19 protein-coding genes are annotated in these 17,887 nt (G+C 72.2%); 12 read left to right on the top strand and 7 right to left on the bottom strand.

The genetic code is table 11. The features are described 5' to 3' along the window. Positions 1–18: 18 nt before the first annotated feature. The 4 genes from BM085_RS09585 to BM085_RS09570 all read right to left on the bottom strand — a co-directional run bounded on the left by BM085_RS09585 (position 19) and on the right by BM085_RS09570 (position 2,998). Entirely contained in the window at positions 19–291 is a 273-nt protein-coding gene (locus BM085_RS09585; protein WP_093886653.1) for a DUF6510 family protein, read from the bottom strand. 44 nt (positions 292–335) lie between these two features. After that, positions 336–1,091 carry a ferredoxin reductase gene (locus BM085_RS09580; protein WP_093886652.1) on the bottom strand — a complete coding sequence of 252 codons (756 nt, stop codon included), beginning with the start codon at positions 1,089–1,091 and terminating at the stop codon, positions 336–338. Then, positions 1,061–1,660 carry a sulfite oxidase-like oxidoreductase gene (locus BM085_RS09575; RefSeq protein ID WP_093886856.1) on the bottom strand — a complete coding sequence of 200 codons (600 nt, stop codon included), beginning with the start codon at positions 1,658–1,660 and terminating at the stop codon, positions 1,061–1,063. Before BM085_RS09575 ends, BM085_RS09580 begins: the two co-directional genes overlap by 31 nt. A 219-nt stretch (positions 1,661–1,879) precedes the next feature. Beyond that, positions 1,880–2,998 carry an ROK family protein gene (locus BM085_RS09570; protein ID WP_093886651.1) on the bottom strand — a complete coding sequence of 373 codons (1,119 nt, stop codon included), beginning with the start codon at positions 2,996–2,998 and terminating at the stop codon, positions 1,880–1,882. A 128-nt stretch (positions 2,999–3,126) separates the two neighbouring features. Here BM085_RS09570 and BM085_RS09565 point away from each other — a divergent pair, with 128 nt between their 5' ends. From BM085_RS09565 to BM085_RS09540, 6 genes are read left to right on the top strand one after another with little or no spacing between them, the layout of a single operon-like run. After that, positions 3,127–3,855, top strand: coding sequence for an amino acid ABC transporter ATP-binding protein (locus BM085_RS09565; RefSeq protein ID WP_093886650.1), 729 nt, complete (start codon positions 3,127–3,129; stop codon positions 3,853–3,855). 21 nt (positions 3,856–3,876) lie between these two features. Further along, a complete protein-coding gene (locus BM085_RS09560) occupies positions 3,877–4,803 on the top strand; it encodes a glutamate ABC transporter substrate-binding protein (RefSeq protein WP_093886855.1) in 927 nt (308 codons plus the stop codon). Next, positions 4,803–5,447, top strand: coding sequence for an amino acid ABC transporter permease (locus BM085_RS09555; protein ID WP_012892755.1), 645 nt, complete (start codon positions 4,803–4,805; stop codon positions 5,445–5,447). Before BM085_RS09560 ends, BM085_RS09555 begins: the two co-directional genes overlap by 1 nt. Beyond that, entirely contained in the window at positions 5,444–6,268 is an 825-nt protein-coding gene (locus BM085_RS09550) for an amino acid ABC transporter permease (protein WP_093886649.1), read from the top strand. Before BM085_RS09555 ends, BM085_RS09550 begins: the two co-directional genes overlap by 4 nt. After that, the gene (locus BM085_RS09545; protein ID WP_093886648.1) at positions 6,261–7,241 is read left to right on the top strand and encodes an asparaginase; all 981 of its coding nucleotides are present in this window, start codon (positions 6,261–6,263) and stop codon (positions 7,239–7,241) included. The genes BM085_RS09550 and BM085_RS09545 overlap by 8 nt, the downstream gene beginning before the upstream one ends. After that, positions 7,238–7,984: a copper homeostasis protein CutC gene (locus BM085_RS09540; protein ID WP_031164185.1), complete on the top strand. Its 747-nt coding sequence runs from the start codon at positions 7,238–7,240 to the stop codon at positions 7,982–7,984. The genes BM085_RS09545 and BM085_RS09540 overlap by 4 nt, the downstream gene beginning before the upstream one ends. 73 nt (positions 7,985–8,057) lie before the next feature. On the opposite strand, the gene BM085_RS09535 is transcribed toward BM085_RS09540, so the two are convergent. Beyond that, a complete protein-coding gene (locus BM085_RS09535; RefSeq protein ID WP_086572233.1) occupies positions 8,058–8,450 on the bottom strand; it encodes a VOC family protein in 393 nt (130 codons plus the stop codon). A gap of 230 nt (positions 8,451–8,680) precedes the next feature. Between BM085_RS09535 and polX the strand changes: the two genes are divergently transcribed. Together polX and BM085_RS09525 are read left to right on the top strand one after the other, a co-directional pair. Continuing rightward, positions 8,681–10,363 (top strand): DNA polymerase/3'-5' exonuclease PolX, encoded by a 1,683-nt coding sequence (polX, locus tag BM085_RS09530; protein ID WP_093886647.1) that lies wholly within the window; start codon positions 8,681–8,683, stop codon positions 10,361–10,363. Between the two features lie 81 nt (positions 10,364–10,444). Beyond that, on the top strand, positions 10,445–11,653 hold the full coding sequence (locus BM085_RS09525; protein ID WP_093886646.1) for a sulfite oxidase: 1,209 nt from the start codon (positions 10,445–10,447) through the stop codon (positions 11,651–11,653). A gap of 209 nt (positions 11,654–11,862) precedes the next feature. Here BM085_RS09525 and BM085_RS09520 read toward each other — a convergent pair whose 3' ends face one another. Beyond that, positions 11,863–12,888 carry a hypothetical protein gene (locus BM085_RS09520; RefSeq protein WP_093886645.1) on the bottom strand — a complete coding sequence of 342 codons (1,026 nt, stop codon included), beginning with the start codon at positions 12,886–12,888 and terminating at the stop codon, positions 11,863–11,865. Positions 12,889–13,017: 129 nt separating this feature from the next. On the opposite strand from BM085_RS09520, the gene BM085_RS09515 reads away from it, so the two are divergent. From BM085_RS09515 to BM085_RS09505, 3 genes are all read left to right on the top strand, one after another. Then, positions 13,018–14,115 carry a sensor histidine kinase gene (locus BM085_RS09515; protein ID WP_245789238.1) on the top strand — a complete coding sequence of 366 codons (1,098 nt, stop codon included), beginning with the start codon at positions 13,018–13,020 and terminating at the stop codon, positions 14,113–14,115. Next, positions 14,055–14,684: a response regulator gene (locus BM085_RS09510; RefSeq protein WP_093886643.1), complete on the top strand. Its 630-nt coding sequence runs from the start codon at positions 14,055–14,057 to the stop codon at positions 14,682–14,684. Before BM085_RS09515 ends, BM085_RS09510 begins: the two co-directional genes overlap by 61 nt. 290 nt (positions 14,685–14,974) lie before the next feature. Continuing rightward, the gene (locus BM085_RS09505) at positions 14,975–16,456 is read left to right on the top strand and encodes a WS/DGAT/MGAT family O-acyltransferase (protein ID WP_093886642.1); all 1,482 of its coding nucleotides are present in this window, start codon (positions 14,975–14,977) and stop codon (positions 16,454–16,456) included. Between the two features lie 27 nt (positions 16,457–16,483). On the opposite strand, the gene BM085_RS09500 is transcribed toward BM085_RS09505, so the two are convergent. After that, complete coding sequence (locus BM085_RS09500; protein ID WP_031164199.1) at positions 16,484–17,077, bottom strand: TetR/AcrR family transcriptional regulator; 594 nt, start codon at positions 17,075–17,077, stop codon at positions 16,484–16,486. A 214-nt stretch (positions 17,078–17,291) separates the two neighbouring features. Between BM085_RS09500 and BM085_RS09495 the strand changes: the two genes are divergently transcribed. Further along, positions 17,292–17,849, top strand: a complete 558-nt coding sequence (locus BM085_RS09495; protein WP_093886854.1) for a TetR/AcrR family transcriptional regulator — start codon at positions 17,292–17,294, stop codon at positions 17,847–17,849. The last annotated feature ends 38 nt before the right edge of the window (positions 17,850–17,887 follow it).

Below are 17,887 nucleotides of genomic sequence, written 5' to 3'. Positions count from 1 at the left end.
GCGTCGGCCCCGGCCCGGTCAGGTCGCGCCGGGCAGCGCGAACTGCAGGCACGTCACCCCGCGCAGGTCCAGCCATGCCCGCCCCGGGCCCCGTACCAGCCGGAACAGGACGGCGTCGCAGCCGGGGCAGCGGCCCACCAGGCCCGGGGCGTGGGTGTAGAGGCGCGACTCGGCCAGGGCGAGACGCTGCGAGCAGTTCGAGCACTGCCCGGTGGCCGCGGTCAGGTCGACGGCGAAGACCTCGCGCAGGGCTCCTCCGGCGGCGTTGCCGTCGAGGCGGTTGTCGGTCATCGAGACTCCTTGGGCGTGGCAGGTCGCGGGTCCCGGCGGGGAGGTCAAGGCCGTCCTCCGCCGGGTCCGAAACGTTCGGTGCGGATGCGGGCCGGGTCGTGGCCGGCGGCGACCAGCAGGTCCGCGACGGTCTCGACGAAGCCGGTCGGGCCGCAGACATAGCAGGCCGGAGCCAGCTCCGGCGCCCAGGCGGTCTCGGCCAGCAGGCCGGCGTCGACCCGGCCCGGCGGACGCGGCCAGCCCTCCGGCGCCCGGCGGGTGTAGGCGTAGGTGACGTCCAGGCCGGAACCGTCCTCCGACGCGCCGCGCAGCTCGTCGCGGTAGAGCACCGCCTCGGGGTCGCGCACGGAGTACAGCAGCCGGAACGGCGCCGCCGTGCCCGCCGTGCGGGCGCGGATCATCGCCATGAGCGGGACGGCACCGGAGCCTCCCGCGACCAGCTGGACCGGCTCCGGCGCCTCGGGACGCCAGACGAACCAGCCGCCGATCGGGCCGCGCAGCTCCAGCGGGTCTCCCACGGAGAGGACCCGCGTGAGGTAGGGGGACACCTCGCCGTCGGGCAGCGACTCGACGGTCAGTTCCAGGCGGTCCCCCCGGGGCGCCGAGGCGACGGAGTAGGAGCGCTGGGTGGAGTAGCCGTCGGGCGCGGTGAGCCGTACGTCGACGTGCTGGCCCGCCAGGTGGCCTGGCCAGCCGGGCACGTCCAGGACGATCGTGCGCGCGGTCGGGGTCTCGTCACGGACGGCGGCGACCGTGGCGACCCGCCAGGTCAGTCGCCCCAGTACCGTTGCTCGCGCCACGGGTCCCCGTAGTTGTGGTAGCCGACACTCTCCCAGAAGCCGGGGTGGTCCTCGTTGAGGAGCCGGATGGCGCTCACCCACTTGGCGCTCTTCCAGAGGTACAGGTGCGGCACGAGCAGCCGGGCGGGCCCGCCGTGCTCGGGGGTGAGGTCCTCGCCGTCGTAGCGGACGGCGATCCACGCCTGCCCGTCGAGCAGGTCCTCCAGGGGGAGGTTGGTGGTGTAGCCGCCGTAGGAGTGCGCCAGGGCGTACTCCGCCGAGGTCTCCACCCCGGCGAGCAGGGTGTCCAGTGAGATCCCCTCCCAGGCGGTGGCGAGCTTGGACCACTTGGTGACGCAGTGCAGGTCCACCGTGAACCGCTCGGTGGGGAGGGCGGTCAACCCGGCCCAGTCCCAGTGGTGGGCGGCGCCGGTCTCGGTCGTGACGGTGAGGTTCCAGCTCTCCTTGGGGACGTGCGGCGTGGGGCCTGCCGAGAGCACCGGGAAGTCCTCGGTGAGGTACTGCCCGGGCGGCAGGTCCGGGGCGCCGCCGCGACGGCGGCCGGAGAATCCCGGCGAGACGATGCCGATGACGCTCACCTCCTGGTCTCGGAGAGGTCGACGCGACCGTGATCCGCAGGTCAGGCGCATCACGTGCGTACATCCGATCCCATCACACCCGCCCGCTCCGCGCCCCGCCGGGCGGCCCCGTCCGGGCGGCCGGCGTCCGGAGGCCGCGCGGCCAGGGGGTCGCGTGGCCAGGAGGCCGCGTGGCCGGGGGCGTGGCGGGCTCCGCCGCGGCGGCCCCGCTCAGCCCAGGACGGCGTCCAGGAGCAGGGATCCGGCGCCGAGCAGCGTCGCGTCGGGGCCCGCGCGGGTGACGGCGATCTCCAGGTCGCGGGTGGCCAGCGGCAGGCACCGTTCGTAGACGGCGGCGCGGATCGACGAGATCAGCGGCTCGGCCGTGGACAGGCTGCCGCCGATCACGATGGCGTCGGGGTTGAGGAAGTTCACCAGGACGGTGAGCACCTCGCCGATGAGGCGTCCGGCGCTCCTGACCAGGGCGGTGGCCTCGGGCACGCCGTCGTTGACGGCGGCGACGACGTCGGCGGGCCGCCCCACCGCGATGCCCTGTTCGGTCAGGGCGCTCATCAGCGCCGCCCCGCTGGCGTAGGCCTCCAGGCAGTCGGAGTGGCCGCAGGAGCACACGACGGAGGAGTCGGTCCTGACCCGGACGTGGCTGATGTCGCCGGCCGCGCCCCTCCCCCGGTGCAGGCGGCCGTCGACGATCACGCCGCACCCTATGCCGCTGCCGGCTTTCAGCACCATGAGGTTGTCGCAGCCGGGCCACGCGCGGGCCTCGCCGACGGCCATGAGGTTGGCGTCGTTCTCGACGAGCACCGGCAGGTCGTAGCGCGCGCCGAGGTGCTCGGCGACGGGGAAGTTGTTCCAGCCGGGCATGCGCGAGGGGGAGACCACGCGGCCGCTGGCGGGGTCGACGGGTCCGGGGATGCCGGTGCCCACTCCGCGCAGGGGGACGCCGGGCGGGCCGTGGGCCAGCAGCAGCTCGTCGAAGGAGGCCGCCATCCAGTCCAGGGTCTCCTCCGGGCCCAGCGCGATGTCGCAGGGGCGTTCCTCGACGACCAGCGGGGTGCCGCTGAGGTCGAGCAGCCCGAGACGGGCGTGGTGCGCTCCGAGGTCGGCCACCGCGAGCAGCCCGGCGGTGGGGCTGACGCGCAGCCGCCGGGGCCGCCGCCCGCCGCGTGAGGTGCCCGACCCCTCCTCCACGAGCAGCCCGGTGCCGATCAGCTCCTCGACGCGCAGGGAGACGCTCGACGCCGCCAGGCCGGACAGGCGTGCCAGCTCGGCGCGCGACTCGGCGTGGCCGGTGGCGACGAGACGCAGGAGATCGCCTTGGGCCCCCCGCACGGGCAACCTCTCTTTGCCTGACATGAACAGAGGAATACCACGTCTGTACTTACTACGGCAATGTGTTGACTTCGACCAGAATCATCCATTACGTTCCGGTTTATCTTCGATTTCGAAGGAAGACGGCAATGATTCAGGTGCAAGGGCTGAACAAATGGTTCGGCGATCATCACGTGCTGCGCGACATCGACCTTGAGGTGGCGCAGGGCGAGGTCGTCGTGGTGATCGGCCCCTCCGGGTCCGGCAAGTCCACGCTGTGCCGCTGCCTCAACCGGCTGGAGACCGCGGGCTCGGGCGACATCCTCATCGACGGCGTCCCGGCCCCCGTGGAGGGCCGCGAGCTGGCCCGGCTCCGGGCCGACGTCGGCATGGTCTTCCAGTCGTTCAACCTCTTCCAGCACAAGAGCGTGCTGGAGAACGTCATGCTCGCGCCGGTGAAGGTGCGCGGCGTCAGCCGTACCGAGGCGGAGAGCACCGCGCGGCGGCTGCTGGCGCGCGTCGGCATCGCCGAGCAGGCCGACAAGCTGCCCGCGCAGCTCTCGGGCGGCCAGCAGCAGCGGGCGGCCATCGCCCGCGCGCTGGCCATGCGGCCCAAGGTGATGCTCTTCGACGAGCCCACCTCGGCGCTCGACCCGGAGATGGTCGGCGAGGTCCTGGACGTGATGGTCCAGCTCGCCGCCGACGGCATGACCATGGTCGTGGTCACCCACGAGATGGGCTTCGCCCGCAGGGCCGCCGACCGCGTGGTGTTCATGGACGGCGGCCAGATCGTCGAGACAGGCGAGCCCAATGCCTTCTTCGAAGCTCCCACGACGGACCGGGCCAGGGACTTCCTGGCCAAGGTACTCACTCACTGATCGCAAAGGATGGTGGGCCCGATGGTGTCCATGAAGCGGATGGCCGCTGTCGCCGCCGTGGCAATGGTCGGTCTCTCGGCCTGTTCCGGCACGGATTCGGGCAGCTCGGCGGTGCCGGGTGTGCCAGGCGAGACCAAGGGCGGCGACCTGCTCGCCAAGGCGCCGGTGGCGGCGGCGGCCGACATCCTGCCCGGCTCCACGATGGAGAAGATCAAGCAGCGCGGCGAGCTGATCGTCGGCGGGTCGCTCGACGCCCCGCTGCTGTCGCAGCAGAACCCGACGACCGGCGAGGTCGAGGGGTTCGACGCGGACATGGGCAAGGCGCTCGCCAAGTACATCATCGGCGAGCCCAAGGTGAAGATCGTCAACTCGGCGTCGGAGACCCGTGAGGCGCTGCTGAGCAACGGCACCGTGGACGTCGTCTTCCAGACCTACACGATCACGCCGGAGCGGGCCAAGCAGGTCGCCTTCGCCGGGCCGTACTACTCCTCGGGCCTGTCCCTCGCGGTCAGGAAGGGCACGGCGGGCATCGCCAAGCCGGAGGACCTGAACGGCAAGACCGTCATCGCCGGGGCCAACACCCCGGCCATCCCGGCGATCAAGAAGCTCGCGCCGCAGGCGAAGATCGTGACGTTCGGCAGCGACCCCGAGTGCATGCAGGCGCTCAAGCAGGAGCGCGGCGACGTCTACGTCCAGGACGAGATGCTCCTGGTCGCCAACGCCCAGAAGGACCCCTCGGTCCAGGTCGTCGGGCAGCCCTTCACGACCGACCCGTACGGCATCGGCCTCAAGCACGGTGACGAGCAGTTCAAGAAGTTCGTCAACGACTGGCTGAAGAAGATCCAGGGCGACGGCCTCTGGCAGCAGACCTGGAAGAACTCCATCGGCACGGTCGTGCAGGGCGAGGCGCCCACCCCGCCGCAGATCGGATCGGTTCCGGGCTCCTGATGTCGGCGATCCTGGATCACCTGCCCGAGTTCTGGGAAGGCCTGATCGTGACCCTCCAGCTCACCGCGGCGTCGTTCCTCGGCGCCGCGGTGGTGGGGCTCGTGATCACGGCCATGCGGGTCAGCCCGGTCGGCGTGCTGCGCGGGATCGGCACGGCCTACGTGGAGACCTTCCAGAACCTGCCCCTGCTGGTGCTGCTGGTGCTCGCCGTCTTCGGCCTGCCGGAGATCGGGATCAAGGCCGACCTGCTGGTCACGGCCATCGTGGTCATCGCGCTCTACGAGGCCGCCTACATCGCCGAGGCGCTGCGTTCGGGCGTCAACGCCGTCTCCGCCGGGCAGGGTGAGGCGGCCCGCGCGCTCGGCCTGACCTTCGGCCAGTCCCTGCGTCACGTGATCCTGCCGCAGGCGCTGCGCACGGTGATCCAGCCGCTGGGCAACATCTTCATCGCGCTGACGATGAACACCTCTCTGGCGGCCGCGATCGGCGTGGTCGACCTGACCGCCGCGGCCAACCGGGTGAACCTCATGGAGGCCCAGCCCATCCCGATCTTCGTCGGGGCGGGCCTGGCCTACGCGCTGATCGCCGCCTGTGCCGGATTCGTCACCGGACGGCTCGAACGACGGCTGGTGATGGTCCGATGAGCAACCTGCTCTTCGACGAGCCCGGGCCACGCGCCCGCCGCAGGATCAGGATCGCGACCGTGGTGGGGGCGGTCGCGGTTCTGGCCCTGCTGGCGCTGGCCGTACGGCAGTTCGCCGCCAACGGCCAGCTCGACGCCGCCCGCTGGCAGCCGTACGCGACGTGGCCGATGTGGCGCTACCTGCTCGACGGGCTCTGGTCCACCGTGCTGGCGGCGGTCGTGTCGGCCGCGCTCGCGATGGCGGCCGGGCTGGCGCTGGCCCTGGGGCGGCTGTCGCGGCGGCGCTGGGTGCGCCTGCCCGCCGCCGCGTACGTGGAGGTCGTGCGCACCGTCCCGGCACTGCTGCTGGTCTACGTCGTGCTGTTCGCGCTGCCCCGCTACGGGCTGGACCTGCCGCTGTTCTGGAAGCTCGTGGTGCCGCTGGCGATCTCGAACGCGGCGGCGTTCGCGGAGATCTTCCGGGCCGGGATCCTGTCCGTCGAGCGCGGCCAGAGCGAGGCGGGCCTGGCGGTCGGGCTCACCCACGGCCAGACCATGCGCATGATCGTGCTTCCGCAGGCGGCCCGGCGCGTGCTGCCCTCGATCGTCAGCCAGTCGGTCGGCCTGCTGAAGGACACCTCGCTGGGCTTCGTGGTCAGCTACGCCGAGCTGCTCTACAGCGGCAAGGTCCTGGCGACCTACAACGGCCTGCTCATCCAGACCTACATCATCGTCGCGCTGGTCTACCTGGTGGTCAACGCGTCGCTGTCCAAACTCGCCCGCACCCTCGAAGCCCGCCAACCGCGCGCCCACCGACCGCGAAGGAGACTCGCCCGTGCCTGAACTCGTCCCGCTCACCGGGGGAGGTTCCGGATACGTCCCGCTCGCCGAGGTGGTCCGCTCCGGATTCACCGAGAGCGTGCACTTCGGCAGCGCCGTCGCCCTCGCGCCCGGCGGCGGCACGGCCGTCGCCCTCGGCCGGGTCGACGACCCGGTGCTGCCGCGCTCGTCGGCCAAGCCGTTCCAGGCGCTCGCGTGCCTGCTGTCCGGAGCCGACCTGCACGGCCCGCGCCTGGCCATCGCCGCCGGCAGCCACACGGGTGAGGACTTCCACGTACGGCTGGTCGCCGAGATGCTCGGCGAGGCGGGGCTCGGCTTCGACGCCCTCGGCTGTCCGGCCGACTGGCCGGAGGACGAGGCCACCCGGCACGCGCTGATCCGCGGCGGCCTGACGGCGTCGCGCGAGCGGATGAACTGCTCGGGCAAGCACGCCGCGATGCTCGCCGCGTCCGTGGCCTCCGGCTGGGAGGCCGGCGCCTACCTCGACCCCGGCCATCCCGTGCAGCAGCGGGTCCGCGGCGTGGTCGAGGAGCTGTCGGGGGAGAAGACGGCCCACGTCGCCGTCGACGGGTGCGGCGCCCCGCTGTTCGGGCTGTCGCTGACCGGGTTGGCGCGGGCCGTACAGGGCCTGGTCCTCGCCGCGCCCGGGACGGCGCCGCGGGCGGTCGCCGACGCGATGCGCGAGTATCCCGAATACGTCGGCGGGACCGGCCACGTCAACACCTCCCTGATGCGGGCGCTGCCCGGGGCGGTGGCCAAGGGCGGCGCCGAGGGCGTGCTCGTCGTCGCGCTGGCCGACGGGCACGCGGCGGCGGTCAAGGTCATCGACGGGAGCCCGCGGGCCACGACCGCGATCGCGCTGGCCGCCCTCCGGGCGGCGGGGGGCGACGTCGCGTCGGCCGGGGAGTTCGCGAGTGTCGCGGTGCTGGGCGGGGGCGTCCCGGTCGGCGAGATCCACGCTTTGGGGGAAAAATGAGCCTTACCTATGAGATCTGCATCGACAGCACGGCAGGCGCGCTGGCGGCCGAGCAGGCCGGGGCGCACCGGGTCGAGCTGTGCTCGGCCCTCTTCGAGGGCGGTCTCACCCCGACCCTCGGCACCGTCGAGGCGACCCTCGCCGCGGTCTCGTCGATCCGCGTCCACGTGATCATCCGCCCCCGTGGCGGTGACTTCATCTACGACGAGTACGAGGTCGCGGCCATGGAGCGCGACGTGGCGGAAGTCCGGGAGGCGGGCGCGCAGGGCGTGGTGATCGGGGTGCTGACGCCGTCGGGCGAGGTGGACGTCGAGGTGGCCAAGCGGCTGATCGGCGCCGCCGGAGGGCTCTCGGTCACCTTCCACCGGGCCTTCGACATGACCGCCGACCCGTTCGCCGCTCTCGACACGCTCGCCTCGCTGGGAGTCGACCGGGTGCTCACCTCCGGCCAGGACGTCACCGCGCTGGAGGGGGCGCCGCTGATCGCGTCCCTGGTCGAGCGGGCGGGCGACGGTCTGATCGTCATGCCCGGCGGCGGCATCACGCCCCGCAACGTGAGCCGCGTGGTGGAGGCGACGGGGGTCAAGGAGATCCATTTCGCCGCCCTCGTGGACGCGCCCAGCCCCGCCGTCCACCGCAACCCCCACCCGTTCATGGGCGGCGAGCTGCGCCAGCCCGAGTACGCCCGCCTGGTCACCTCCCCGGGCCTGGTCTCCGAGGTGATCGCCGCCTCGGGGGCCTGACCGGCCGGCCCCGCCCACCCGTGCCGGCCGGTCGCCGCGTTCGCCGGCGGACGCCCGGCCCGCACGGGTGCGGTCACTCGTCCGTGACGTACGGGTGGGTGAGGAATTCGAGGGAGTGCCCGTCGGGGTCGTCGACGTACACGCCCCGGCCGCGGTGGCGGTGGTTGATCTGCTGGGGCTCCGTATGGCCCGGATCGCCCCAGTGGAGCAGTCCGCGCTCGGTGATCCGGGCGTAGATCTCGTCGAACTCGTCCTCGGCGACCAGGAAGGCCAGGTGCTGCATGACGATCCGGTCGGAGGCGACGATGGAGTCCGCGTAGTCCACGGTCACGCCGTTGGCGAGCGGGACGGCGGCGAACGGCCCGTAGGCCCGGGGCTCGGGCGCACCGAGCAGCCCGGTGAGGAAACGGGCGGAGGCGAAACGGTCACTGCTGTGCACGATGGTGTGGTCGAGCTGCGCTGGCACGGAACCTCCCGGTTGTCAGTCTCGAAACGGCCTTGCCCTCCTGACGTTACGGCCTGGACCCGCCTCCGGCATCGGACCTTCGGCCTACGTCCAAGGGCGCGCCGGATCCGGGGCCGGGGCCGCCGCGGAGAATCGGCCCGCGGCGCACCCGCGTCCGAGAGCACGCCGACCACGGTCCGCCTTCCGGACCGGCCCGGGAAAACGTCGGTGCGATCTTCTAGGCTGGGCCCATGGCACGAGCTAATGACGCTGTGGCGTCCGCCCTGGAGGAATACGCCGAGCTGTTCGCGATGACGGGCGGCGACGCGTTCCGGGTGCGCAGCTACCAGAAGGCCGCCAAGGCGATCGCGGGATTCCCCGAGGACATCGCGGCCACGGCCGTGCGGAGCGTGCCGGGAGTGGGCGAGGCGATCGCCAAGAAGGTCGAGGAATACCTGGAGAGAGGGAGTTTCCGCCAGCTCGACGACCTGCGCGGGAAGGTCCCCGGCGGGGTGCGGAGGCTGACCCGGATCGCCTCGCTCGGGCCGAAGAAGGCCGTCTTCCTCTTCCAGGAGCTCGGCATCGACTCCCCCGAGGCCCTCGCCGAGGCCATCGGGCAGGGGCGGCTCAAGGGCCTGAAGGGCTTCGGCCCCAAGACCGAGGAGAACCTGCTCAAGGGCATCGAGCAGCTGGAGCGGACCAGCGCCAGGGTGCACACCGGCGTGGCCATGGACCTGGCCGAGCGGATCATCGCCTCGCTGTCCGCCGAGCGGATCGCCTACGCCGGGTCGCTGCGCCGGATGAAGGACACCATCGGCGACATCGACATCCTCGCCGTCGGCCCGGTGAGCCTGATGGACGACTTCAAGAGCCGGCCGTACGTCGCGGAGGTCATCGCCTCGGGCGAGAAGAAGACCTCGATCCGCACCACCGAGGGCATCCAGGTGGACCTGCGCGTGGTCCCGGCCGAGTCGTGGGGCGCCGCGATGCAGTATTTCACCGGCTCCAAGGAGCACAACGTGCACCTGCGCGAGATCACGGTGAAGAAGGGCTGGAAGCTCTCCGAATACGGCCTGTTCGACGGGGACCGGGTGATCGCGGCCGAGCGCGAGGAGGACATCTACCAGGCGCTCGGCATGCCGTGGATCCCGCCGCCGCTGCGTGAGGACGGCGGGGAGATCACCGCCGCCCTCAGGGGCGAGCTGCCCGCGCTCGTCACCCTGGACGACATCCGGGGCGACCTGCACACCCACACCGACCTGACCGACGGCATCGCCTCGCTGGAGGACATGGTCGCGGCGGCCCGCGCACGCGGGCACTCCTACTACGCCGTGACCGACCACGCGCCCGACCTGGCGATGCAGCGGATGACGCTGGACAAGGCGCTGGAGCAGCGCGAGCGGCTCCGGCGGCTCCAGGCGAGCCATCCGGACATGAGGCTGCTGCACGGCACCGAGCTCAACATCGCCCCCGACGGTTCGGTCGACTGGCCGGCCGAGGTCCTGGCGGGCTTCGACGTGTGTGTGGCGAGCGTGCACTCGCACTTCACCCAGTCCCGCGAGGAGATGACCCGCCGGTACATCGCCGCCTGCGAGAACCCGCACGTGCACATCATCGGCCACCCCACCACCCGCAAGATCGGCGGGCGTCCGCCGGTGGACGCCGACTGGGAGGCGGTGTTCCGCGCCGCCGCCCGCACCGGCACCGCGATGGAGATCGACTCCTTCCCCGACCGTTCCGACCTCCCCTCCGACCTGGCCCGGCTGGCGCGCCACCACGGCGTGAAGTTCTCCATCGACAGCGACGCCCACGCGGTGCCCCACCTGGACAACCAGCGGTTCGGCATCGGCATCGCCCAGCGCGCCTGGCTGACCGCCGACGACGTGATCAACACCTGGCCCCTGGCGCGGCTGCTAGCCTTTCTGGGTCGCTGAGAGTCACAGAAGCGTGACCCTCCTTCGCAAATTACATGCTTTTTTGGTAGGAAATAGATGTAAGGAAAGGGGAGGTGCCGCATGCCGTACGAGGACCTGAACGACGAGGCCGTCTACCAGCGCACCCGCGCCGAGCAGCCGGCCCGGGGCAGGCGCGACCGGCTCCGGCTCGCGGCCACCGACGGGGAGCCGGTCTCCGGGGAGGGCACCCCGGGGATCGTCAAACCGCTGCCGCCGGAGACGTTCATCGCCCACGGCACCAACGCCGAGATGCGCTGGGAGGCGATGCGCGACGTCGGCTACCACGTTCCCAACGACCGTTTCTTCGTCCGCAACCACACCTCGACCCCGATCATCGACGCCGCGACCTGGCGGCTGGAACTGCACGGCGCGGGGCTGCGCAACCCCCGCGGCTTCGGCTACGAGGAGCTTCTCGCACTGCCCGCGGTGACCCAGGACGTGGCGATCGAGTGCGCGGGCAACGGCCGGAGCTTCTTCGCCGCCCAGCAGGGCGAGGAGATCTTCGGAACACCTTGGCGGCTGGGCGGCATCGGGGTGGCCCGCTGGCGCGGGGTGCCGCTGGCCACGGTGCTGGAGCGGGCCGGGCTCACCCCCGAGGCCGTCGACGTCATGCCGCGCGGGCTCGACGACGGCTACGTGGCCGACGGGGTCGACTACGGCCGGGTCCGCCGCCCGATCCCGGTGTCCAAGGCGCTCAAGGACGTCATCCTCGCCTATGAGATGAACGACCAGCCGCTGCCGCCCGACCACGGCCACCCGGTGCGGCTGATCGTCCCCTCCTGGATCGGGCTGGCCTCGATCAAGTGGGTGGGCGACATCGAGGTCTCCACCTCGCCGCTGGCCTCGCCGTGGAACACCGAGTTCTACCGGATGTTCGGCGAGGCCTACCCGCCCGAGGGCGGCGTCCCGCTGACCGCCCAGGGGATCAGGAGCGCCTTCGAGCTGCCCTGGGACGCCACGCTGGCAGCCGGACGCCCGCACGTGCTGCACGGGCGGGCGTGGTCGGGCAACGGCCGGATCGCCGGGGTGGAGGTGAGCTTCGACGGCGGCGCCACCTGGCACCGCGCCCACCTCCGCGACCCGCACGTCGTGCCGGCCTGGACCCGCTGGCACATCACCTGGACCTCCCAGCGGACCGGCCCGCACACCCTGCTCGCCCGGGCCACCGACGAGACGGGCGCGGTCCAGCCCATGCGGGCCACGCACAACGACTACGGCTATCTCTTCGACGCCGTCGTGCGCCATCCCGTGACCGTCGTGAACGGATGATCGAAAACGCCGCCGCGCCCAGGCTCGACGGGGCGGACGACCACCTGCCCGACGGCCTCGTGCCGCAGGAGTAGCCATGCCCTGTCACCACTATGAGCTGAGGCACCCGACGGCGGACGAGAGACCGCATGCCGGCGGTGCACGACGTCGGTGAGCCCTGCGCGGGAGAACCGCATGCCCGGATCGGTGACGGCGAAGACCACGGCAGGTCAGCGCCCGGTGCCGGCACCGGTCAGGACCGCGCGAGCGTGGTCAGCCCCTGCCCGGTGTGCTTCCGCTCTTCGGCGCTGGTGGTAGGAGACGGTGGCGGTGGCCAGGGCGGCGCCCCAGATCGGCCAGAAGCATTCCGGCAGCCAGGCTCCCCATTCGGCCCAGGTGAACCGGCCGGCGACAGTCCAGCGGATGTAGGTGAGCCCGGCCACGGTGATGATGATCGAGACGAACCCGGCAGGGATGATCGCCAGCAGCGGTGGCACTCGCCTGCCGCGCAGTCCGAGGATCCAGCGCGGGAAGATCTCCCCCCACCGCTGGGTCAGCCCGAGGGTGAGCACGCCGCCGAGCGCGCCGAAGGTGGCCAGGTAGGCGCCTGCCAGCCACAGACCGTCCTCGCCTTCGGCCAGGAACTCCGCGCTCACGCCCAGGGGGATGCCCAGCGCCCACGCCCACCGGGTGGCGCAATACACCAACGGCACCGCGACCGCCACGTACACCGCTACGCGCCCGCGCTGCGGAGTGAACCAGCTCCTGCGCTCCTGCTGACGTGCGTAGGCCAGGGTCGCGGCGGCCAGCAGCAGGCCGCCCAGCACGCACACGAGCTGGTTGAGCACCGGCCACGGCCAGGCGTCGGCGAAGGTGGCGCCGCCCAGGCTCCAGCCGAAGACAGGGGCGACCAGCAGCAGCGGCGTGTAGGCGACGCCCATCATCAGCCGGGAGTCGGGAATCACCAGGATCAGGAGCGCGGCGATCGGCCAGGCCAGGAACACCGGCGCGCGGTGGCCGCTCCTGCGGGTCAGCGCCAGTGCCGTCACCGCGGTGAGCAGGGAGAAGGCGGCGATCCACCAGCCGAAGCGCGGTGTCGTGCCGGCCAGGATCGACAGCGCCCCATCGGGGTCGGGATCGTCGGAGCCCCAGGGGAAGCCGGGCATCCCCAGTGCCCACGCGGCGCCGAGCACACCGTAGGCCAGCGCCCACAGCGCTGCCGCATACCCGTGCCGGCCGGAAGTGAAGGTTTTCATGCGATCAGCCTCCCGGCCCGGCCGTACGGCGGACCAGATGCCGTTCGGCACCCCCTGCGGCCGGAAGAGGTGCTGTTCGGCACCTGCGGGCCGATCGCCGGGTGCGCATATCGTCTTCAGGTGAACCTGATGTGGGCTGTCGCCTTGCTGTCGGTGGTCGTCGCTGTCGCGGTGGCCGCGATCGGGTTGTTCCGGTCTCGGCTCAGGCCGCGCCTGTCCGCGCCGGCCTTGCCGGCCGCGGGCGTGTCCCTGGCCGTCACCCTCGCCTACCTCGGTGACGCGGCGCGGCCCGCGCCCGGCGTCGACGCGCTGGGAATGATCGAGAGTGTGGCGCTGATGGTGTCGGCCGGCCTGGTCGTCCGGTACGCCCCCCTCCGGCAGGCGGCGCTCTCGACGTCGGCGGCGGGTCTGGCCGCTGCCGTCTGGCCGCTGCGCGTCTTCACACCCGCCTCGCCGCTGGAGGCGGTCGGCGTGAGCGCGTTCTGGGGGCTGGGAGCGTTGCTGGCCGCCGCCGTAGGCGCCTACCTGCGGTTTCTCGATGTACGGCAGGAGCGCGCGGTGGCCGACACGCGCACCGCCCTGCGACTGCGGCTGGCCAGGGACCTGCACGACTTCCTCGCCCACGACATCAGCGAGATGGTGGCGCACGCCCAGGCGGGCAGAGTCGCGGGCGATCCGCTTCAGGCGCTCGAACGCGTCGAAGACGCGGGCCAGCGGGCCCTGTCCACGCTGGACGGCACCCTGGAGACGCTCCACCACGATCGGCTCCTCAGCCCCGTCGGCGACCTGGGCGGCATCAGCGAGGCGGCCGAGCGATTCTCCGCCGCCGGCCCCACGCGGGTCCGCCTGCGGATGGACCCGGCCGTGACGGCTCCGGTGGAGACCGCGGCACTGGCCTATCGGATCGTGATCGAAGGACTGACCAACGTCCGGCGGCATGCTCCGCGGGCCACACGCGTCGACCTGCGGGTCAGCGCCTCCGCCGGCGTCCTGGAGGTCACGATGACCAACGACGGGGTGACCCGTACGCGGAGCCGCCGGCGTGGCGGGTCCGGCCTGCCCGGCCTGGCCGGACTCGTGGAGGATCGGGGCGGCGAGCTGGTCGCCCAGGCCGTACCGGACGGATGGTCGCTGACGGCACGCCTGCCCCTGAGACAATCGCCGACATGGTCACCCGAATCCTCATCGCCGACGACCAGGAAGGCATCCGCAGCGCCTTCCGCATGATCCTCGACGCCCAACCCGACATGACCGTCGTGGCCGAGGCCTCCGACGGCCGCGCCGCGATCGACACCGCCAGGACGGTCGAACCCGATGTCGTGCTCGCCGACATCCGCATGCCGGGCGCCGACGGCATCGAGGTGACGCGCGCTCTGGCCGGCACCGGCATTCACGTCGTGGTCGTCACCACCTTCGGGCTCGATGAATACGTCCACGCCGCCCTGCACCACGGCGCCGCCGGGTTCGTCCTGAAACGCTCAGGCCCCACGCTGCTCATCGAAGCCATCCGGGCCGCGATGAACGGCGACGTGCTCATCAGCCCGCAGCTCACCGTCCGGCTGCTGCGCCGGCGCGGCCTGCCGCACGAGTCGTCCAGCGTCGTCCTCACCGAAAGAGAGGACCAGATCGTGGCCATGGTCGCGCACGGCATGACCAACGCCGAGATCGCCGCTGAGCTCTTCCTGTCTCCGGGCACCGTGAAGAACCACATCGCGTCCGTCCAGAACAAGACCAGCACCCGGAACCGGGTCGCCATCGCCGCCTGGGCATGGGCTACCGGAAGAGCCAAGCCCTGACCGCGCACAGCCACCGGCGGCGTCCCCTGAAAGAGGCCCGCTCCATGGACCTGGACGTGCTCGCCGGAGCCCGGATGCGGGTCATCACCGGCGACACACCGCGGCACGCCCCTCTTCCGCAGACACTTACCGCTTAACCTGCAGAAACAGGATCACGTGCAGGTCAACTCGTACACCACCGGTGTGGACGTGACCGACTCCCGAGTTCGCTCGGGGGAAACGAGGCGGAAACCTACCGGGGCGATGATGGCCGGATCCATCTCTCCGCTCTCCGCGAGGAGGCTCAATCGATGCGCCAGCTGACCGCACTCGACGCGCAGTTCCTGCACGCCGAATCGGCGACCACCGCGGCCCACGTCGCCGGGGTGGCGATCCTCGACCCGGCCGGGGCTCCCGGGGGCGCCGTCACGCGCGCGGCCCTGGTCGAGCTGCTGCGCGAGCGGCTGCATCTCGCCCCGGCGCTGAGCCTGCGCCTGGCCGACGTGCCGTTCGGCCTGGACCATCCCTACTGGACGGAGGCCCCCGGCCTCGACGTCGCCGACCACGTCCACGAGGTGACCCTCCCCCTGCCCGGCGACGAGGCACAGCTCGCCGAGGCGATCGCCCGGCTCCACGAGCGGCGGCTGGACCGGACCCGGCCGCTCTGGGAGATGCACCTCATCCAGGGCCTGAGCGGCGGCCGGGCCGCCCTCTACGCCAAGGTCCACCACTGCGCCATCGACGGGGTGTCGGGCGCCGAGACCCTCGCCGCCCTGCTGGACCTCACCCCCGAGCGCCGCGTGGTCGACCCGCCGGCCGCCCCGGCGGCGACCACCGCCCCCGGCCCGGTCGCGATGCTCGCGGCGGCCCTGACCCGGTCGGTGGCCCACCCGGTCAGAGCGCTGCGCTCGCTGGGCAGGATGGCGGCCGACCTCGACGCGATCCCGGTGGCCGCGGCGCTGCCCGGGGCACGGACGGTGGCCGCCGCGACCCGGATGGTCCGGAAAGACCGCCGGGAGTTGCCGGAGACGCCCTCCCTGGCCGCCCCGCGCACGCCGTTCAACGGCCCGATCAGCGCCGGACGGCGCTTCTCCTACGGCTCGATCCCGCTGGCGGACGTCAAGCGGGTCGCCGGGGTCTTCGGGCTCAGCGTCAACGACGTGGTCATGACGCTGTGCGCCTCGGCGCTGCGTTCCTGGCTCCGCGAGCACGGCTGCCTGCCGGACCGGCCGCTGATCGCCGCGGTCCCGGTCGCGGTCCGCACGTCGAGTGCCCGGGACGTGGTCGGCAACCAGCTCTCGGTCATGATCACCCCGATGCCGACCGACCTCGCCGATCCCCTCGACCGGCTGCGGGTCACGGGGCGGACGATGCGCGCGGCCAAGCGGCGCTTCGCCGGCTCCCCCGCCACCTGGCTGGGCGAGCTGTCCTCGATGCTGCCCGCGGCCGTCACCGCGCGCGCGACCTCCACGATCTTCCGGCTGGCCTCGATCGTGCTGCCGCCGATCAACCTGATCGTCTCCAACGTCCCCGGGCCCCGGCTCCCGCTGTATCTGTGCGGGGCACGGATGCTCGCCTACCACCCGATGTCGGTGCTGACCGACCTGAGCGGCGGGGTCAACATCACCTGCTTCTCCTATGACGGCTCGTTGGACTTCGGCATCCTCGCCTGCCCCGACCGGGTGGAGGACGTGTGGCGGCTGATGGGTCACCTGCGGGAGGCCATGGACGAGCTGACGGAGCTGGCCGAGCCGGCCGAGCCCCGGACGGCCCGGGAGACCGTCCCCGCCTGAGGCGGGCCGTCCGGCCGCGGGCGGAGCTCACCCCAGGGCGTGGGCGATCAGCTCGGCGACCGCGTCGGGATCGATGTGGTGGCCGGTGAGCTGGCAGAGGTTCTCCTGGTAGAGCAGCACCGCGGCGAAGGTGACCGCGGCCACCTCCAGCCGGGCGGCGTCGCCGCGCGCCGTGGGCAGCGCCAGCTCCAGCGCGAACCGGGCCCGCCGGATGATCTCACCGTTCAGGCGGCCGAGCCGGTCGCGGACCGAGCCGTGCGTGTCCGCCTCGCGGAACAGGATGCGGCGCATCGCCGGGGAGGCGCTGAGCGGCAGGCGCCGGGCCAGCCGCGACAGGGTCCCCGCCGCGTCGCCGGGGACGGCTTCCACCTCGGGGAGCTCCTCCACGAGCGTGCGCTCGTCGATCAGCGCGACGAGCACGTCGATCTTCTTGGGGAAGTAGTGGAAGACGAGCCCCTTGGGCACGCCGGCCAGCCGGGCGATCTCCGCCGTGGGCGTCGCCTCGTAGCCGCCCCCGGCGAACAGCTCTTCGGCGGCGTCGAGGATACGGGTGCGCGTGCCGGGATCCGAGGCGTCACGCGCGCGCCCGGACCTGCCGGAGCGCTGTCTGAGGCTGGCCACAGCCTGACCATAGCCCCCGGCCAGGCCGGATTTCCATGCCACCGGGGAGAGAGCGCCGTACGCGCGCCGTAGCGGGAGGCAGGTGCCGTGCCGGGGCGGTGAGGCCGCGCCGTGCGGGGAGGCGGAGGCCGCGCCGGGGGGTGCCGTACCAGAACCTTGATGCGATCACGTATCGTTTGAAACAGAATTGTCTCAAACGAAACGGAGATGAGTGGTGGCTGTAAGCCGCGACCAGATCATCGCCCTGGCGATACGCCACCTGAACGGGGACCCGACCGCCTCCATGGCCCAGATCGCCGAGGCCACCGGGGTCAGCCGCGCCACGCTCCACCGGTACTTCACCGGCAGGGAGGAGCTGCTCGTGGTCCTCGGGAGCAGGGCGCTCGACGGGTGGGAGCGGGTGCAGCGGCAGGCCGCGATCGAGGAGGCCGCCGCCTCCGCCGACCCCGAGCGCATCACCACCGCCCTGCACGAGCTGCTCGCCGGCCTGGTGGACGACGTGCAGGAGCACGGCTTCGCGCTGACCGAGCACGTCATGACCAAACTGCCCGGGCTGCAGGAGCGCGCCGACGAGCTGGAGGGGCGCGAGATCGCCTTCTACCTGGCCGCCCAGCGGGCGGGCGTGCTCCGCTCCGACCTGCCGGTCAGGTGGATCAGCAACACCGTGTACGGCCTGCTCGTCGCCGTACGCGAGAGCCTGCGGCGGGGCGACGTCGCCCGCAGGGACATCGAGCGGACGCTGCTGGACACCTTTCTCCGGGGGACCGCGTGACGCACAACCCGGAACCGTCCGCCGGAGACTCCGTGACA

Origin of the sequence: Streptosporangium canum (assembly GCF_900113865.1) — a bacterium.
Lineage (GTDB): Bacteria > Actinomycetota > Actinomycetes > Streptosporangiales > Streptosporangiaceae > Streptosporangium > Streptosporangium canum.
The sequence above is the reverse complement of the archived record's forward strand: the minus strand, read 5'-3'. Positions and strand labels throughout refer to the sequence as shown.